This is a genomic window from Streptomyces sp. DF42, from assembly GCF_058267695.1.
Map to the genome: position 1 here is coordinate 6,487,509 of NZ_CM177859.1, position 17,010 is coordinate 6,504,518.

The 17,010-nt window shown below is 69.8% G+C and carries 15 protein-coding genes; 6 read left to right on the forward strand and 9 right to left on the reverse strand.

Translation table 11 applies throughout. The features are described 5' to 3' along the window. Positions 1-17: 17 nt before the first annotated feature. Positions 18-956: an amino acid ABC transporter permease gene (locus tag ACYUED_RS29955; protein WP_491286965.1), complete on the reverse strand. Its 939-nt coding sequence runs from the start codon at positions 954-956 to the stop codon at positions 18-20. Between the two features lie 32 nt (positions 957-988). After that, complete coding sequence (locus ACYUED_RS29960) at positions 989-1,954, reverse strand: ABC transporter substrate-binding protein (protein WP_491286968.1); 966 nt, start codon at positions 1,952-1,954, stop codon at positions 989-991. 573 nt (positions 1,955-2,527) lie between these two features. Here ACYUED_RS29960 and ACYUED_RS29965 point away from each other — a divergent pair. From ACYUED_RS29965 to ACYUED_RS29985, 5 genes are all read left to right on the forward strand, one after another. Beyond that, positions 2,528-3,751: an NAD(P)-dependent malic enzyme gene (locus ACYUED_RS29965; protein ID WP_491286970.1), complete on the forward strand. Its 1,224-nt coding sequence runs from the start codon at positions 2,528-2,530 to the stop codon at positions 3,749-3,751. 247 nt (positions 3,752-3,998) lie between these two features. Further along, the gene (locus ACYUED_RS29970; protein ID WP_491286972.1) at positions 3,999-4,964 is read left to right on the forward strand and encodes a zinc-binding dehydrogenase; all 966 of its coding nucleotides are present in this window, start codon (positions 3,999-4,001) and stop codon (positions 4,962-4,964) included. Between the two features lie 115 nt (positions 4,965-5,079). Next, entirely contained in the window at positions 5,080-5,289 is a 210-nt protein-coding gene (locus ACYUED_RS29975) for a helix-turn-helix domain-containing protein (RefSeq protein WP_016437953.1), read from the forward strand. Continuing rightward, positions 5,289-5,855, forward strand: coding sequence for a Clp protease N-terminal domain-containing protein (locus ACYUED_RS29980; RefSeq protein WP_491286974.1), 567 nt, complete (start codon positions 5,289-5,291; stop codon positions 5,853-5,855). Before ACYUED_RS29975 ends, ACYUED_RS29980 begins: the two co-directional genes overlap by 1 nt. A gap of 30 nt (positions 5,856-5,885) precedes the next feature. Next, positions 5,886-6,059 (forward strand): hypothetical protein, encoded by a 174-nt coding sequence (locus ACYUED_RS29985; RefSeq protein WP_491286976.1) that lies wholly within the window; start codon positions 5,886-5,888, stop codon positions 6,057-6,059. 57 nt (positions 6,060-6,116) lie between these two features. Here ACYUED_RS29985 and ACYUED_RS29990 read toward each other — a convergent pair whose 3' ends face one another. Together ACYUED_RS29990 and ACYUED_RS29995 are read right to left on the reverse strand one after the other, a co-directional pair. Further along, the gene (locus ACYUED_RS29990; protein WP_491286978.1) at positions 6,117-7,178 is read right to left on the reverse strand and encodes a PadR family transcriptional regulator; all 1,062 of its coding nucleotides are present in this window, start codon (positions 7,176-7,178) and stop codon (positions 6,117-6,119) included. Between the two features lies 1 nt (position 7,179). Beyond that, positions 7,180-8,220, reverse strand: a complete 1,041-nt coding sequence (locus ACYUED_RS29995) for a DUF4097 family beta strand repeat-containing protein (protein WP_491286983.1) — start codon at positions 8,218-8,220, stop codon at positions 7,180-7,182. Between the two features lie 165 nt (positions 8,221-8,385). Here ACYUED_RS29995 and ACYUED_RS30000 point away from each other — a divergent pair, with 165 nt between their 5' ends. Beyond that, the gene (locus ACYUED_RS30000; protein WP_491286988.1) at positions 8,386-9,237 is read left to right on the forward strand and encodes a hypothetical protein; all 852 of its coding nucleotides are present in this window, start codon (positions 8,386-8,388) and stop codon (positions 9,235-9,237) included. A 44-nt stretch (positions 9,238-9,281) separates the two neighbouring features. On the opposite strand, the gene ACYUED_RS30005 is transcribed toward ACYUED_RS30000, so the two are convergent. The 5 genes from ACYUED_RS30005 to ACYUED_RS30025 form a co-directional block, all read right to left on the reverse strand. Further along, entirely contained in the window at positions 9,282-9,461 is a 180-nt protein-coding gene (locus ACYUED_RS30005; RefSeq protein WP_003992906.1) for a DUF6104 family protein, read from the reverse strand. Positions 9,462-9,846: 385 nt separating this feature from the next. Further along, complete coding sequence (locus ACYUED_RS30010) at positions 9,847-13,656, reverse strand: multifunctional oxoglutarate decarboxylase/oxoglutarate dehydrogenase thiamine pyrophosphate-binding subunit/dihydrolipoyllysine-residue succinyltransferase subunit (RefSeq protein WP_491286997.1); 3,810 nt, start codon at positions 13,654-13,656, stop codon at positions 9,847-9,849. 291 nt (positions 13,657-13,947) lie between these two features. Then, complete coding sequence (locus ACYUED_RS30015) at positions 13,948-15,057, reverse strand: HAMP domain-containing sensor histidine kinase (protein WP_491286999.1); 1,110 nt, start codon at positions 15,055-15,057, stop codon at positions 13,948-13,950. Further along, positions 15,054-15,791, reverse strand: a complete 738-nt coding sequence (locus tag ACYUED_RS30020) for a response regulator transcription factor (RefSeq protein WP_266521446.1) — start codon at positions 15,789-15,791, stop codon at positions 15,054-15,056. Before ACYUED_RS30020 ends, ACYUED_RS30015 begins: the two co-directional genes overlap by 4 nt. Before the next feature lie 144 nt (positions 15,792-15,935). Next, positions 15,936-16,613: a spermine/spermidine synthase domain-containing protein gene (locus tag ACYUED_RS30025; RefSeq protein ID WP_491287001.1), complete on the reverse strand. Its 678-nt coding sequence runs from the start codon at positions 16,611-16,613 to the stop codon at positions 15,936-15,938. Between the last annotated feature and the right edge of the window lie 397 nt (positions 16,614-17,010).

The following is a 17,010-nucleotide window of genomic DNA, read 5'->3' on the forward strand; positions in this document are numbered from 1 at the left end:
ATTGCTGTGCTTCTCGCTCATGCTTTGCCTCCCGACGGACGGCCGAGGGACAGAATGTTCGCCCTGATCTTCTGCATAGGCGTCGGCGGCAGCGCACGGCTCGAACCGCGCGCGTAGTACCGCTCGACGTAGTACTGCCCGACGCTCAGCACTGATGTGAGGATCAGGTACCAGGCCGCGGCCAGGAACAGCATCTCCACCGGGGCGCCGGAGGTCTGGCCGATGTCCTGGGCGTAGCGCAGGAGTTCGTAGTACTGCACTGCCGAGACCAGCGACGTGGTCTTCAGCATGTTGATGACCTCGTTGCCCGTGGGCGGCACGATCACGCGCATGGCCTGCGGGATGACGATGCGCCGCAAGGTCTTGCCGTGGCTCATGCCGAGGGCGTGCGAGGCCTCCGTCTGGCCCTCGTCGACCGAGAGCAGACCGGCGCGGCAGATCTCCGCCATGTATGCGGCCTCGTTGAGGCCGAGGCCGAGCAGCGCCGTCAGGAACGGCGTCATGAAGTCCGACCAGTAGTTCTTGTAGATCGGACCGAGGTTGATGTACTCGAAGACCAGGCCCAGGTTGAACCAGACGAACAACTGGACCAGGACCGGCGTGCCGCGGAAGAACCAGATGTAGAACCAGGCGATGGACGAGGTCACCGGGTTCTTCGACAGCCGCATGACGGCGAGCACGATGCCGCCGGCGATGCCGATCACCATCGACACCACCGTCAGGAGCATCGTCTGGCCGACGCCCTTGAGGATGCGGTCGTCGAAGAAGTAGTCCGGAACGGCACCCCAGTTGATCTTGCCCTGAGCGAACGCGTAGATGATCGCGACCAGGATCCCGATCGCGATGACGGCGGAGACGTACCGCCCGTAGTGCCGGACCGGGATGGCCTTGATGGCCTCCGGTCCGGCCGGGGGAGTGTCCTCGGGACCCGCCGTCTTGTCGATGTCAGCAGTCACGGATGTTGCCTCTCAGTGGCCGCGGGCCGCGGTCACTTGCCGCCGTTGACGACGGCTGCCTTGACGGCGCCGTCGGCGACGCCCCACTTCTGGATGATCTTGTCGTACTCGCCGTTCTTGATGACGGCATCGAGGGCGGCCTGCAGGGCGTCCCGCAGCTGGGTGTTGCCCTTGGCGACGGCGATGCCGTACGGGGCGGCCTCGACCTGCTCGCCGACGATCTGGAAGTCCTTGCCGCCGCCGGAGGTCTTCACCGCGTACGCGGCGACGGGGAAGTCGGAGGAGCCGGCCTGGGCACCGCCCGAGCGGACGCGGGTCTGGGCCTGCTGGTCGTTGTCAAAGGACTCGATGGCGAGCTTCTTGCTCGCCGGGCACTTCTTGGCCTCGGCCTTGGCCAGGTCCTCGGAGACCGTGCCGCGCTGCACCGCGATCTTCTTGCCGCACAGGTCGGACCAGCTCTTGATGCCCTGGTCGTTGCCCTTCTTGGTGTAGACCGAGACACCGGCGTTGAAGTAGTCGACGAAATCGACGCCCTCGCCGACCTTCTTGCCGGTCCCGGAGTCGATGCCCTCCTGGCGGTCCTTGGTGTCGGTCATCGCGGACATGGCGAGGTCGTACCGCTTGGAGCGCAGACCCGTGATCAGGGTGTCGAAGGTGCCGTTCTCGAAGTCGAACGTCACGCCGAGCTGCTTGCCCATCGCGGCCGCCAGGTCGGGGTCGATGCCGACCGTCTTGCCGGAGCTGTCCTTGAACTCGACCGGCGCGTACGCGATGTCCGAACCGACCTTGATGACGCCCTTGTCGCGGATCGAGGCCGGCAGCTTGTTGGCCAGCGGTGCGGAACTCGCCCCCGCGCTGCTGCTGCTGCTGCCCTGGTCCTTGTTCTTGGTCTGGTCACCGCAGCCGGTGAGGATCAGCGCGCCTGCGACCGCGATCGCACCGACCGCAGCCAGACGGGTGTGTGCGGCGGTCGTACGACGGGTGGAGCTTGCGGTCATTTTGGGTTCCTCCGGCGGATGAGTGGAGTTGCCGATGAGTCGACGAGAACACACACCTTCGGGTGTCGCGACCTCGTGTGTTTACGGCATCTTGCCATTCGGACTAAGCCGTTCAGACGACCCGCCATGTCAAAATCGGATAACGGGTGACCCCCGAACCGCACCAGGTTGGTACAACATGGCCGGACCATCTGCAGGAATCCTCCATTCCGGCCGGAAGATCTTCGGCTCGTTCCGTGATACGGGATGGGGGCTCCGAGGCGTTGATCACTGCTCGACCGCTGGTCAAGGGTTCGTCGAGGATGTGTCCCCATATTTCGTGACGATCCTCGCCACCGGGGCGTGACCTTCCGGTTCCGCGGTGTGACCTTGGACTTATTGGGTTCGTCTCGGCCCGGTGCGTCCGGTAAGAAGGTTCTTTACACCCCTCATCCGGGGCTCAGGGCGCGTGTGCGGCGCGCCCGTCGCGTGCGGCCCGTACGCATCACCGAAACCGGGTCGGACGCGGTGCCCGCCCACCCCTCACCAGGAGTGGCCACCCTCAACCAATGAAGACTTAAGGGGTAAAACAAAGTGGCAGCGGAGATCGTCAATCCTCGCAGCGACAGCAAGACGGATCAGGACGGCGGGGCGGAGCCCCTCGATGCCTTCGATCCCGCGTTCGCGCTGCACCGCGGCGGCAAGATGGCTGTGCAGGCCACCGTGCCGGTCCGTGACAAGGACGACCTGTCCCTCGCATACACACCGGGCGTCGCGCGGGTGTGCACCGCGATCGCCGAGCAGCCGGCACTCGTCCACGACTACACGTGGAAGTCGTCCGTCGTGGCCGTGGTCACCGACGGCACGGCCGTGCTCGGGCTCGGGGACATCGGCCCCGAGGCCTCCCTTCCGGTGATGGAAGGCAAGGCGATTCTGTTCAAGCAGTTCGGCGGCGTGGACGCCGTGCCGATCGCGCTCGCCTGCACGGGTGTCGACGAGATCGTCGAGACCGTGGTGCGGCTCGCCCCGTCCTTCGGCGGCGTCAACCTGGAGGACATCTCGGCACCGCGGTGCTTCGAGATCGAGCGCAAGCTCCAGGAGCGGGTCGACATCCCGGTCTTCCACGACGACCAGCACGGCACGGCGGTCGTGACGCTGGCGGCCCTGCGCAACGCCGCGCGGCTCACCGGGAAGGGGCTCGCCGATCTGCGGGCCGTCATCTCCGGCGCCGGCGCGGCCGGTGTGGCCATCGCCAAGATGCTGGTCGAGGCCGGCATCGGCGATGTCGCCGTCGCGGACCGCAAGGGCGTCGTCTCGGCCGACCGGGAGGACCTCACGCCGGTCAAGCGTGAGCTGGCCTCCTTCACCAACAAGGCCGGCATCACCGGGGCGCTGGAAGCGGCCCTGGTGGGTGCGGACGTCTTCATCGGCGTCTCCGGCGGTACGGTCGCGGAGGAGGCCGTCGCCTCGATGGCCGAGGGCGCGTTCGTGTTCGCCATGGCCAACCCGAACCCCGAGGTGCACCCCGACGTCGCGCACAAGTACGCGGCGGTCGTGGCGACCGGGCGCTCGGACTTCCCGAACCAGATCAACAACGTGCTGGCGTTCCCGGGCATCTTCGCCGGTGCGCTGCAGGTGCGGGCCTCCCGAATCACGGAGGGCATGAAGATCGCGGCGGCCGAGGCGCTGGCGGGGGTCGTCGGCGACGACCTCGCCGCGGACTACGTCATTCCGTCGCCCTTCGACGAGCGGGTCGCTCCGGCGGTCACGGCGGCTGTCGCGGCGGCCGCCCGCGCCGAGGGCGTTGCACGGCGCTGACTCTCCGCGTCGGCTGAATGGCCCCGTCCGTTCGGGCGGGGCCAATTCTTTGCCCACTCGCCCGCCCGTTCGGGTGGATGAGGGGTGGGCGGCGCCTGTGGGGGTGCGCCGCCGGTCGGGTTGCGATGCGCCGGGCTCGGGGCCGGGGTTGGGCCCGGATGCCGAAGCGCCACCCCTGTGACAAGAGGGTGTGTGTCACAGCGCCCCCCGGTTCCGTCGAGGCAGGGCGCCGCCTATGGTCAACTTCATGTTCGCCGTCTACGCCGCCCGAATCGACCGCGACCAGCCGCTCAACGGCCTTGAACTGGGGGACCGTCCGGCTCCCCAGGCCCGGTCCGGCTGGAGTGTCGTCAACGTCAGGGCCGCCTCCCTCAACCACCACGACCTCTGGTCCCTCAAGGGCGTGGGTCTGCCCGAGGGCAAACTGCCGATGATCCTCGGCTGCGACGCCGCCGGTGTCGACGAGGACGGCAACGAGGTCGTCCTGCACTCCGTGATCGGACAGAGCGGTCACGGTGTCGGGCCCAAGGAACCCCGTTCCATCCTCACCGAGCACTACCAGGGCACCTTCGCCGAGCAGGTCGCGGTGCCGACCTGGAACATCCTGCCCAAGCCCAAGGAGCTCTCCTTCGAGGAGGCCGCCTGTCTGCCGACGGCCTGGCTGACGGCGTACCGCATGCTCTTCACCAACGCGGGTGTACGGCCCGGCGACTCGGTCCTCGTCCAGGGCGCCGGCGGCGGTGTCGCCACCGCGGCGATCGTGCTCGGGAAGGCCGCGGGGCTGCGGGTCTTCGCCACCAGCCGCGACGAGGCCAAGCGAAAGCGCGCCGTGGAACTGGGTGCCGTCGAGGCGCTCGAGTCGGGGGCCAGGCTGCCGCAGCGGGTGGACGCCGTCGTCGAGACCGTCGGCGCGGCGACCTGGTCGCATTCCGTGAAGTCGCTGAAGCCCGGCGGCACGCTCGTCATCTCGGGTGCGACGAGCGGTGACCGGCCCTCGCATGCCGAACTGACCCGCATCTTCTTCCTGGAGCTCAAGGTCGTCGGCTCCACGATGGGCACCAAGGACGAACTGGAGGACCTGCTCTCCTTCTGCGCCGCCACCGGAGTGCGCCCCGTCATCGACGAGGTGCTGCCGATGGACCGGGCCCGCGAGGGCTTCGAACGGATGGCGTCCGGTGAGCAGTTCGGGAAGATCGTGCTCACCAACGGCTGAGGGCCGCGTCCGCACCTTCTGTCATCAACGGCCGACCCGGCTGTTCTCCAGGTCGGCCGTCCGCGTATGTCAACCATGGTTGACGCCGGTGGGAGTGTCAATGTAAGTTGACATCATGACCGAAGCAACGGATCTCGCCGAGCGCGCGGGCGACCGCGATCCACGGGTCGGACTGCGCGCCGTCGCCGCACTGCGCAGGCTGCTGGAGCAGTTGGAGGCGGTGCAGGTGCGCAGTGCGCGCAATCAGGGCTGGTCGTGGCAGGAGATCGCCGCGGAACTCGGTGTGAGCAGGCAGGCCGTGCACAAGAAGTACGGGAGGCATTGATGTTCGAGCGATTCACGAAGAACGCCCGCGCGGTGGTGCACGCGGCGGTTGCGCACGCGGAAGGGGCGGGGGCGCCTGTCGTCGACGCCGAGCACATGCTGCTCGCGCTCCTCGACCGCGAAGGCAGCCGCGCCTCGTTCGCGCTCGCCTCGCTCGGGGTGGCCGGTGAACGCAAGGAGTCGGTACGGGAGGCGGTGACCGAGGCCCGACGGCGCGCCGGGCTGTCCCAGGCCGAGACCGACGCCCTGGCCGGGCTGGGAATCGACGTGTCGGAGATCGTCGCCCGGGTCGAGGAGGTGCACGGCGTCGGGGCCATGTCCGGCGACCGCAGGGACAAGGGCTCGTGGTCCGGGCGCCGTCCGTTCAGCCGCGCCGCCAAGCAGACACTTGAGAAGTCGCTGCGCATCGCCGTCGCCCACGGCGACCGGCACATCGGAGACGAGCACATCCTCCTGGCCCTGACCGTCCGTCCCGGCCTGCCGACCGAACTCCTCGCCGACCATGGCGTCACGCACGAGTCGCTGACCCGGGTGCTGTACGGCAGCGGAGAGGCGAAGGCGGGCTGAGCGCGGGCGGGCGCGCACACCGGGTTCGCCTTGGAGTGCGGTCGTCTCGCGTATCTGCACACGGGTGAGGAGGGGTCCGGCGAGGGGTGGCGGCTGCTGGTCCGACCGGACTCCCGCGCGTCGGCCTTCCGCGTCAACCTCGGTGACGCGGGCGTCGGTTGCGCCGTCCTCTCGCTGGACGGCATCGGAGGCCGCTTCCCATGACGGTGTGCCTGAGGCTTCGCCGGGCGCACCACCGGAAGCGGCCTCCGATGCCGTGGCTCAGACCCTCGGCCCGCGCAGTATGGCGCCGATGTGTGCCGCCGCCGTCGACAGGTGGCGACGGGCGTCGCTGAGCTGATCGTCCGTGACGCCGTGGTCCCGGGCCGCGTCGCGGATGTCGTCGCGGAAGCGGTCGAGCAGGCGGTCCAGGTCGCGGGTCGGGTCGCCGGTGGCATCCTCGTGCGCCCAGGACGGTTCGTACTCGGCGGGGAAGTCCTCCTTGGTGTGCGAGTACTCGGGCTGCGGTGCCGAGGCGCCGGCGGCGGTGCCCCGGCCGAACCCGAAGTCCTTCCCGAACTCCTTGCCGAAGTCCTTTCCGAAGTCCCCGAACTCCTTGGCCAGTTCGGTAAGGCCCTCGCGCACCCCCGTCGGCCAGTCGCCCCGTGCGAAGTGGTCCTGCACCTGCTCCTGCACCCGTCGGCCGATGCGCTGAAGCTCCTCCTGTGCCTGGGCCCGGGCGCGCTCCTGCGCCTCCTTGGCCTGGCGCCTGGCCCGCTGTGCCTCGTCGCGGGCCCTTCGGCTCTCGTCCTTGGCGCGCCGGGCCTGCTCCTTCCACTCCTGCTTGACCCGGCGCATCTCCTCCTTGGCGGTACGCCACGCCTCCTTGTCGGCGTAGTCGGCGAAGTCCCCCAAGGGGGCGTCCTGCTCACCGCCGCCCTTGGTGCCACCGCCGCGGCGCGCCTCGCTGGCAGCGGCCCGCATCTCGCGCCGCAGATCGCCCGCCGCGCCGCGCACATCGGCCCGGATCTCGGCGGCGAGCTCCGCGACCGACTCGCGGATCTCCAGCTCCAGGTCGGCCAACTCGCCGCTGCGGTCGGCCAGTTCGGCGCGGCCCGCGTCCGTGATGGCGTAGACCTTGCGGCCGCCCTCGCTGGTGTGGGTGACCAGGCCCTCGGCCTCCAGCTTGGCCAGACGGGGGTAGACGGTGCCCGCTGACGGTGCGTACAGCCCCTGGAAGCGCTCCTCCAGGAGGCGGATCACCTCGTAGCCGTGGCGCGGGGCCTCGTCCAGCAGCTTCAGCAGGTAGAGGCGGAGGCGGCCGTGGGCGAAGACGGGGGGCATGTCAGAGCACCTTCTTGTCGGTCGTGCCGTCGGCCGGGGCGTCACTCGCACCGTCGCCCCCGCCGGAAACGGAATTGTCCCCCGAGCCGGCGTGGGGTTCGGCCGCAGGGGTGTCTGCCGGCCCGGCCTGAGCGGCCGTCTCCCCGGCCGGCGGTCGGATGTCCTCGGTGCGGATGTCCTCAAGGGCGATGTCCTCGGGGCCGGTGTCCTCGGGTTCCACGTCCCAGGGCTCGTCCTCGGCCGGAGGCCTGCGCAGCAGGGCGATCGAGCCCGAGACGGTCGTCGCCTTCAGGCTGCCGCTTCCCGCGCCGAGCCGGCCGGTGATCCGCTTGGCGCCCCACTGGCCGCTGACCCGGAGGTCCTCGAAGGCGTTGGAGACGGAGCCGCTCGCGGTGTTCGCCTCCACCTGCGCGTCCGCCGGGTGGGGGAGCCGGATGGCGATCTCGCCCGAGACGCTGGTCAGGCTGATGTCGGTCGGCCGGCCGGCCGGGTCGAGGTCGACGATCATCGAGCCGCTCACCGAGTCCGCCTTGACGGACGACCCCGCCTCGACCACGGTCAGGTCGCCGGAGACGGAGTTGAACCGGAGGTCACCGCTGAGGGCCTGCGCCTCCACGTTCCCCGAGACGGTGTCCGCGCGGACCGGGCCGGTCAGCCTCACCAGGGTGGTGTCACCGGTGACGCCCTTGACCTCCGCGCGTCCGTCGAGCCCGGACACCACGGCCGCGGCGCCGACGACACCCACCTCGACGCGCGTGTCGGCCGGGACGGCGAGGGAGACGACAGCACTGCGCCGCCAGCCCTTGCGGTCGAGCCACTTGAGGAAGCCCTTCCAGGGAAGGTCCTCGTAGGCCACCGTCAGGGTGCCGCCCCGCTGGGTCACCGCCAGCGGTGGTCCCTCGATCTGGGTGACCTCGAGACGGGAGGAACCTTCGTCGGTCCCCACCACGTTCACCGTTCCGTTGACGATGCGTACGTGGAGCTCCTGTACGGGCTCGTCGAACGTCAGTTTCCTGGGTTCCGTGACGGACCACTCGGACATGGTGCAGACCTCCCCGTCGCAACGCGCCATATCGCGTCTCCTGCAATTCACGATATATCGCGGCCGTCGAAAGTCAAGGCGCGTCGAGACACCCGTTCTGGTGATCTGCGCTTCCCGCGCTTCCCCGAAAATGACCGATGGCCGTAATCGACCTAGTTTGTGACCATGTCGAGGGAAGTCCCTCGCAGCGGTCCCGCCGGTCCGGCCGCTACCGGCCCCGGCGCCCTGCTGCTCTGCCGGGCGGAACCAGGGTCCGTCGCACCGGCCGCCCACCTGCTGCGCGAGCACATGCTGCTCACCGGCGCGGGCTCGGGCTGGAGCGTGCTCGTGCCCGAGGGCTCGCCGTGGCTGCACGGCGATGAACCCGTCGACCGCGTCCTGACCGGCTGGGCCACCGCCCTCGCCGTCGGTGCCCCCTGGCCCGTGCTCTCCCTGTGGTGGGATGCCGACCGCGCCGGATACACGCTCGCGTCCGGCTTCCGCCGACCGGTCGGCTACATCTGGCTCGCGAACGGCACGCCGGCCGGCGAGGACGAGGCGATGCACACCTTCGCCGCCCGCCTGGGCCTGGACCCCGTACGGGATCTGCAGCCCCTCGAAGCACTGACGAAACCGGACCCCGGAGCGGACGCCCGCGCGCGTCTGCGCGCTCTGCTCGCCGTCCTCACGCGCGCGGGGTTGTCCCTGCCCACCGGCCTCGCCCCCGGCGAACCCGCCGACGGCCTCCACGAGATCGCGTCCGGCCGGCCGGACGCCCAGCGGATCGAGTGGCCGGGCCGGCACGAGGTGGTGCGCACGCAACTCGACGCGGTCGACCGCAGCCGGCTGGGCCCGTGGATGCCCTGGGCAGGCACCCCGAGGGCGCGTGCCCTGTTCCTGGCGCAGGCGGCAGCGGGCCTCCCGCTCACCGTGTGGGGCCTGCGACGGCGCAGCGGGGGATGGACCCTGGCGGGCGCGCTGCTGCTGGCGAACGGGGCGGTGGGGGTGGCGTACGAGCTGATGCGGCCGCGCGACTGAGGGTCAGGCGACGTGCCGAGGGGCGCTCCAGAAGCGTGGACCGCCTACTCGTCGTCCTCGTCGTCCAGTCGAGCAAGCCAGGTGGCCAGCCGCTCCACCGGTACCTCGAAGTCCGGATTCAGATCGACGAACGTCCGCAGCTGTTCGGCGAGCCACTCGAAGGTGACCTCCTCCTCGCCGCGCCGCTTCTCCAGCTCTTCGATGCCACGGTCGGTGAAGTACACGGGTGCTCTCCTGGGGGACCTGTCCGGGGTGGTACCCCTCCAGGTTATGTGTGCCCCGAACGTCTGCTGTACTCCCCGGCACCCGCCCCCGCGCGTGCGTGCGGCGGCAGCAGGGGGTACGGAGATCAACGGGCCGCAACAGGCGTCGGCCAACGGAGAGTTGGCGCGTCGGCGGAGGGGGAGGGGCACGGAGCGCCGGCGCTTATGGGCCGCCAGTACCTCCCGGCGGAGCCGCGACAACGCCTGGGCCCGCCATCTCGCCGTCTTCTGCGACCCACCCGACGACCGTTGACACACGCCCACGCGCGCAGACGCCGGTGGGCCCGGCCCCCAGTCACAAAAAACCCGGGGCCGGGCCCACCGTACTTACCGCCGCGACCAGCGACTACGCCTCGAACACCTCACGCACCAGCTGCTCCTGCTCGGCCTGGTGCCGCTTCGCGGAACCGACCGCCGGCGAGGAGCCGTGCGGGCGCGAGATGCGCCGCAGCCGCTCGCCGTGCGGAATGTCCGCGCCGACCGCCAGGTCCAGGTGGTCGATCAGGTTGAGGGCGATGAACGGCCAGGGACCCTGGTTCGCCGGCTCCTCCTGGGCCCACAGGTACTTCTCGACGTTCGGGTACTTGGCGATCTCCGCCTGCAGTTCGGCGCCCGGCAGCGGGTAGAGCCGCTCGACGCGGACGATCGCGATGTCCGTGGCGCCGCGCTTGGTGCGCTCGGCCTCCAGGTCGTAGTACAGCTTGCCCGACACGAAGACGACCTTGCGGACCGCGGCCGGGTCGACCGTCGAGTCGCCGATGACGGGACGGAACTGACCCGACGTGAACTCCTCCGTCTTCGACGCGGCGGCCTTCAGGCGCAGCATCGACTTCGGGGTGAAGACCACCAGCGGCTTGTGGTGCGGGTTGTGCACCTGCCACCGCAGGAGGTGGAAGTAGTTCGACGGCAGGGTCGGCATCGCGACCGTCATGTTGTTCTGGGCGCAGAGCTGCAGGAAGCGCTCGACGCGGGCCGAGGAGTGGTCCGGGCCCTGGCCCTCGTAGCCGTGGGGGAGCAGGAGCGTGACGCCGGACGTCTGACCCCACTTCTGCTCCGCCGCCGAGATGTACTCGTCGACCACCGTCTGCGCGCCGTTGACGAAGTCGCCGAACTGCGCCTCCCACATCACGAGCGCGTCGGGGCGGGCCAGCGAGTAGCCGTACTCGAAGCCCATGACCGCGTACTCGGAGAGCAGGGAGTCGTAGACGTTGTAGCGCGCCTGGTCCTCGGCGAGGTACTGGAGCGGGGTGAAGTCCTCGCCCGTCTCGCGGTCGATGAGGACCGCGTGGCGCTGGCCGAAGGTGCCGCGGCGGGAGTCCTGGCCCGAGAGGCGCACCGGGGTGCCCTCCAGGAGCAGGGAGCCGATGGCCAGGGTCTCGCCCATGCCCCAGTCGATCGTGCCGTCCTCGACCATCGTCGCCCGGCGCTGCAGCTGCGGCAGCAGACGCGGGTGGACGTGGAAGGTGTCGGGGATGTTGACCTGGGACTCGGCGATCCGCTTCACGACCTCCGAGGAGATCGCGGTGGTCACCGGGACCGGGAACTCGGCCTGCGGGTCCGACACCGGGGCGACACCCGGCTGGGCGATGGCCTCGCGGACCTCCGTGAAGACCTTCTCCAGCTGGCCCTGGTAGTCCTGCAGGGCCTGCTCGGCCTCTTCCAGGGTGATGTCGCCGCGACCGATCAGCGACTCGGTGTACAGCTTGCGCACCGAGCGCTTCTTGTCGATCAGGTCGTACATCAGCGGCTGGGTGAAGGCCGGGTTGTCCGACTCGTTGTGACCGCGGCGGCGGTAGCAGATGAGGTCGATCACCACGTCCTTGTTGAACGCCTGACGGAACTCGAAGGCCAGCCGCGCGACGCGGACCACGGCCTCCGGGTCGTCGCCGTTCACGTGGAAGATCGGGGCCTCGATCATGCGGGCCACGTCGGTGGCGTACATCGACGAACGCGAGGACTCCGGCGCCGCCGTGAAGCCGACCTGGTTGTTGATGACGATGTGCACCGTGCCGCCCGTGCGGTAGCCGCGCAGCTGCGACATGTTCAGGGTCTCGGCCACCACGCCCTGGCCCGCGAAGGCCGCGTCACCGTGCAGGGCGACCGGCAGGACCGTGAAGTCCGTGCCGCCCTTGTTGATGATGTCCTGCCGGGCGCGGACGATGCCCTCGATGACCGGGTCGACCGTCTCCAGGTGGGACGGGTTGGCGGCCAGCGTGACCTTGATCTGCTCGCCGTCCAGGCCGGTGAAGGTGCCCTGGGCGCCCAGGTGGTACTTCACGTCGCCGGAGCCGTGCATCGACTTCGGGTCGAGGTTGCCCTCGAACTCGCGGAAGATCTGCGCGTACGACTTGCCGACGATGTTCGCGAGCACGTTCAGGCGGCCGCGGTGGGCCATGCCGATGACGACCTCGTCCAGCCGGGACTCCGCCGCGCTGTCGAGGACCGCGTCCAGCAGCGGGATGACGGACTCGCCGCCCTCCAGGGAGAAGCGCTTCTGGCCGACGTACTTCGTCTGCAGGAAGGTCTCGAAGGCCTCCGCCGCGTTCAGCCGGCGCAGGATGCGCAGCTGCTCCTCGCGCTCCGGCTTGGAGTGCGGGCGCTCGATGCGGTCCTGGATCCACTTGCGCTGCTTGGGGTCCTGGATGTGCATGAACTCGATGCCGGTGGTGCGGCAGTACGAGTCACGCAGCACGCCCAGGATGTCGCGCAGCTTCATCAGGGACTTGCCCGAGAAGCCGCCGACGGCGAACTCGCGCTCCAGGTCCCACAGGGTGAGGCCGTGCTCGGTGATGTCCAGGTCGGGGTGCTTGCGCTGGCGGTACTCCAGCGGGTCGGTGTCGGCCATGACGTGGCCGCGGACCCGGTAGGAGTGGATCAGCTCGAAGACGCGCGCGGCCTTGGTGACGTCGTCGTCGTGCGAGGCGTCGATGTCCTTGAGCCAGCGGACCGGCTCGTAGGGGATGCGCAGGGCCTCGAAGATCTCGTCGTAGAAGCCGTTCTCGCCGAGGAGGTAGTTCGCCACGACGCGCAGGAACTCGCCGGAGGCGGCGCCCTGGATGACCCGGTGGTCGTAGGTCGACGTGAGCGTCATGACCTTCGCGATGCCGAGCTTGTTCAGGGTGTCCTGGGAGGTGCCCTGGAACTCCGCCGGGTAGTCCATGGAGCCGACGCCCATGATGACCGACTGACCGGGCATCAGACGCGGGACCGAGTGCACGGTGCCGAGGCCGCCCGGGTTGGTCAGGGAGACCGTGACACCGGTGAAGTCGTCCATCGTCAGCTTGCCGTCGCGGGCGCGGCGGACGATGTCCTCGTAGGCCTGCCAGAACTCGAAGAAGTTCAGCGTCTCGGCCTTCTTGATGCCGGCGACGACGAGCTGGCGGTCGCCGTTGGGCTTCACCAGGTCGATGGCCAGGCCGAAGGTGACGTGCTGCGGCTTGACGAGGGTGGGCTTCCCGTCCTTCTCCGCGTAGTGCCAGTTCATCGACGGCATGGCCTTGATGGCCTGCACCATCGCGTAGCCGATCAGGTGCGTGAAGGAGATCTTCCCGCCCCGGGCGCGCTTGAGGTGGTTGTTGATGACGATGCGGTTGTCGAACAGCAGCTTCACCGGGACCGCGCGCACGGACGTGGCCGTGGGCAGTTCCAGGGAGGCGTTCATGTTCTTCGCGACCGCGGCGGCGGGGCCGCGCAGCGTGACCAGCTCCGGGCCGTCGGGGGACCCGGCCGCGGCCTTGACCGCAGCAGGCTTGGCCGTGGCGGGCTTCGCCGGAGCCGGAGCAGGGGCCGCGGCGGCCGGCTTCGCGGGAGCGGGCGCCGGAGCGGCGGCCGCGGGCTTCGCGGCGGCCGGGGCCGGTGCCGGTGCGGGAACCGCGGGGGCGGCCGGAGCCTGCGCAGCCGGGGCGGGGGCAGCGGGTGCCGGGGTGGTGGCCCCCGCCGCCGCAGTACCCGCCGGAGCCGAGGCGACAGCGGCGCCCGGCTTGTAGTCGGCGAAGAAGTCCCACCAGGCTCGGTCTACCGAGTTCGGGTCCTGGAGGTACTGCTGATAGATCTCGTCGACGAGCCACTCGTTGGGGCCGAACGCCGCAGCGGGGTTCTTGCCCGCTTGGTCTGCGTCGGTCGAGATGCTCGAGTTACTGGGGGACTGTGGCGACACGGCGGCAACCGCCCTCTTCCGCTTCACAAGGTGATGGACAGCGGAAATAAAGGCTACGCCCCCGAGACCCCGAAGGTCAGGCCGGGACGGTTCATCGTCGTGTAAGTCACACTGGAAAGTGTGTTTCGGGCCTGGAAATGGCGGGAAACAAACGCGGTTTCGCTACAGATCAGAGGCGCTGGGAAAAGCTGACGCGGGCCCTGTACGCGAGGCGTACGGGCATCGGCCTGATCACACGTGTCCGGCAGCGCGGACGTCGGTGGATCTTGAGGCTCCGGTTCGGACTTTACGTCAACTTGGAACGGATGTCTCTCCCGGGAGGGTGACGAGGATCCGGCAGCCACGCTCGGATTCGGCCACTCCGATCCCGCCTCCGTGCAGGTCGACCGCCCAGCGGGCGATCGCGAGCCCGAGGCCCGTACCGCCGTCGCCGCCCTGCCCGTTGGACGCGCCCGCGCCGCCCCGGTTGAAGCGCTCGAAGACCCGGTGCCACTCCGAGCGCGGGATGCCGGGGCCCTCGTCCAGCACCTCCAGCTCCAGCGACTCCGACTGCAGCCCGCGCCGCGCCTTCACCGTCACGCGCCCGTGCGGCGGACTGTGCTTGACCGCGTTGTCGATGAGGTTCGCCACCACCTGGTGGATGCGCTCGGGGTCCGCGTGCGCGGTCAGCTCCGGCGGGGACACGTCGAGGTGCAGATGGACGTCCGTACGGGTGTGGCTGCCGGAGCCCGAAGCGATGCCCGCGCGCGCGGGCACGGCCATGTTGGCCTCCTTCAGCACGCCCGACAGATACGGCCAGACCTCGAAACGCCGCTGGCGCAGCGGTACGACGCCGTTGTCCAGCCGGGACAGGTCCAGCAGCGTCTCCACCAGCCGGCCGAGTCGCTCCGTCTGCTTCAGGGCCGTGCGCATGGTCTCGGGGTCGGCGGTCGTGACGCCGTCGACGATGTTCTCCAGCACCGCCCGCAAGCCCGCGATGGGGGTGCGCAGCTCGTGCGAGACGTTCGCGACCAGCTCCTTGCGCTGCCGTTCCTGGGCCTCCAGGTCGTCGGCCATGCGGTTGATCGTCTGCGCGAGGTCGCCCAGCTCGTCGCGGCGGTTCTCGCGCACCCTGCGGGTGTAGTCGCCGTGCGAGATGGCGCTGGCGACGGCGTTCATGTCGTCCAGGGGTGCGGTGAGCGAATGGGCCACGAACTGCGTGATCAGCAGGGTGGCGACCATCGAGAAGACCGTGATGAAGCGCAGCTCCGTCGCCGTGCGCATCGCGATCATCATCAGCCCGGTGGTGATGAGGACGGCGATGACGACGAGTGCGCCCAGCTTGGTCTTGATCGAGAACGGGCGGACGCCGCCCCAGGGCTCCTCCCCGGGGCTTCTCCGTGCGGGCGGCCCGCCACTCATGGCGTCGGGGTCTCCAGTGCGTAGCCCACGCCGTGCACCGTGCGGATCCGCTCGGCGCCGATCTTCCGGCGCAGCGCCTTGATGTGGCTGTCGACGGTCCGGGTGCCCGACGCGTCGGCCCAGTCCCACACCTCGGCCAGCAGCTGCTCACGGGAGAGCACCGCGCGCGGGGTGTTCGCCAGGCAGACCAGCAGGTCGAACTCGGTGGGGGTGAGATGCACGTCCTCCGAGTGCACGCGCACCCGTCGCTGGGCGTGGTCGATCTCCAGCTCGCCGAGCCGGAGGATGCCGCTTCTGGGCGTCGCGGCGGCCAGCGCGGCACGCTCCACCCGGCGCAGCAGCACGTGCACGCGGGCGGCCAGCTCCCGCATGGAGAACGGCTTGGTCATGTAGTCGTCGGCGCCGACGCCGAGCCCGACCAGCATGTCGGTCTCGTCGTCACGCGCGGTGAGCATCATCACCGGCACCGGGCGCTGGGCCTGCACGCGGCGGCAGACCTCCAGGCCGTCGAAGCCGGGCAGCATGATGTCGAGGATCAGCAGGTCGGGCTGCCAGGCCTCGGCGGTGTCGACGGCGGCCGGGCCGTCACCCGCGGTCTGCACGAGGAAGCCCTCGGCGCGCAGGCGGGCCGCGATGGCGTCGACGATGGTCGCGTCGTCCTCGACCACCAGGACCCTGCGCTGTGCGCCAGGGGTCGCCGTCGTGCCGTTGTGGGATGTGTGGGTCTGCTCCATCGCCCGCCCCTGAGTTGCTTTTCGGAATCCGTGGGGTGATCCGCATTTACTGGCGCAGGCATGCGCGTGCCTGCGCATGCTTGCGATTGACGCTTGAATGATCTGCGCCAGGCAAGCAGGGTACGGGGAGTCACCGTGCCGCGGCTATCCAGGTCGGACGGCGATGTGCACGACGTCGGGAACGCCCCGGGCAACCGGGATCTCTTCGGTACGCACCTGTTGGAACCCGGCATTCCACAAGGTTTCTTCGAATTCCGGAGAGGGCTGGGCGGACCAGACCGCCAGCACCCCGTCCGGCTTCAACACCCTTGTGCAGCTTGTCAGTCCGCCCGGCGAGTAGAGATCGTCGTTGCCCTCGGTGACCGTCCAGCCGGGGCCGTTGTCGATGTCCAGGCAGAGGGCGTCGTATGTGTCGGATGTCTCATTGACGTAAGTGATCAGGTCCGCCTCGACGATCTCCGTGCGCGGGTCGGCGACGGCCCGCGCCGAGAGGGTGGCGAGGGGACCGTCGCGATGCCAGTCGATGATGGCGCGCTCGCGCTCCACGACCGTGATCGCGTTCCAGTACGGGTCGGCCGCCGCGTGCGCGAGGGAGAACCCCACGCCCAGGCCTCCGATCAGTACGTCCGCTTCCGTGCGCCGGCCCAGGGCGTCGCGTGCGACGTCCACGAGCAGCCGCTCCGAGCGGCCGTCGGAGGTGTCCATCAGGAAGCAGCCGTTGGCGATGATCTGCAGCAACGCGCCGTGCCGGCGCAGCACGACCTCGCCGTACGGGCCCTCGCGCCGGTCCAGGACCAAAGGAGTGTCGCAGCTGGCGGTCATGGCCCCATCCTGCATGAGCTGCAGGGCGCGCCGCGGGCCTCGCGCCGCGAGCGCGGTGGGAAAGAGGAGTGCGGGCGAGCCGTGGGGTGGCCGGCGGCTGCAGGCCTCCGGCAGGGACGAGCTCGCCGCCGTACGCCGCCGCAGTCACCCCTTCCGGGACGGTGAAGGAGTGCGAGGAACGGCGGGAGACGGTGGGAGGACGAGCGGGGCGGCACGAGGTGCTGCCGTGAACCGATGCGCGCGGACCTCCGCCACGACGCCATCAGCGACGCGTCCGCCTTCGCACCGGCGACCGGGACCGGTGACCCGGGCGGCGCGCGCCGGCATCGCGTCCGGTGGCACGGGACTGCCCCCCGGACGCGTAAGAAGCCTGAGAGGTTGCTGTGAATCGCCTCTC

What these genes read in the sequence shown, in the direction of transcription:
- ACYUED_RS29975 (WP_016437953.1), top strand. Translation starts at nt 5,080, where the DNA reads ATGACCGAAGCAACGGATCTCGCCGAGCGCGCGGGCGACCGCGATCCA.
- ACYUED_RS29990 (WP_491286978.1), bottom strand. Translation starts at nt 7,178, where the DNA reads ATGCCCCCCGTCTTCGCCCACGGCCGCCTCCGCCTCTACCTGCTGAAG.
- ACYUED_RS29995 (WP_491286983.1), bottom strand. Translation starts at nt 8,220, where the DNA reads ATGTCCGAGTGGTCCGTCACGGAACCCAGGAAACTGACGTTCGACGAG.
- ACYUED_RS29970 (WP_491286972.1), top strand. Translation starts at nt 3,999, where the DNA reads ATGTTCGCCGTCTACGCCGCCCGAATCGACCGCGACCAGCCGCTCAAC.
- ACYUED_RS30025 (WP_491287001.1), bottom strand. Translation starts at nt 16,613, where the DNA reads ATGACCGCCAGCTGCGACACTCCTTTGGTCCTGGACCGGCGCGAGGGC.
- ACYUED_RS30000 (WP_491286988.1), top strand. Translation starts at nt 8,386, where the DNA reads ATGTCGAGGGAAGTCCCTCGCAGCGGTCCCGCCGGTCCGGCCGCTACC.
- ACYUED_RS29960 (WP_491286968.1), bottom strand. Translation starts at nt 1,954, where the DNA reads ATGACCGCAAGCTCCACCCGTCGTACGACCGCCGCACACACCCGTCTG.
- ACYUED_RS30020 (WP_266521446.1), bottom strand. Translation starts at nt 15,791, where the DNA reads ATGGAGCAGACCCACACATCCCACAACGGCACGACGGCGACCCCTGGC.
- ACYUED_RS29980 (WP_491286974.1), top strand. Translation starts at nt 5,289, where the DNA reads ATGTTCGAGCGATTCACGAAGAACGCCCGCGCGGTGGTGCACGCGGCG.
- ACYUED_RS30015 (WP_491286999.1), bottom strand. Translation starts at nt 15,057, where the DNA reads ATGAGTGGCGGGCCGCCCGCACGGAGAAGCCCCGGGGAGGAGCCCTGG.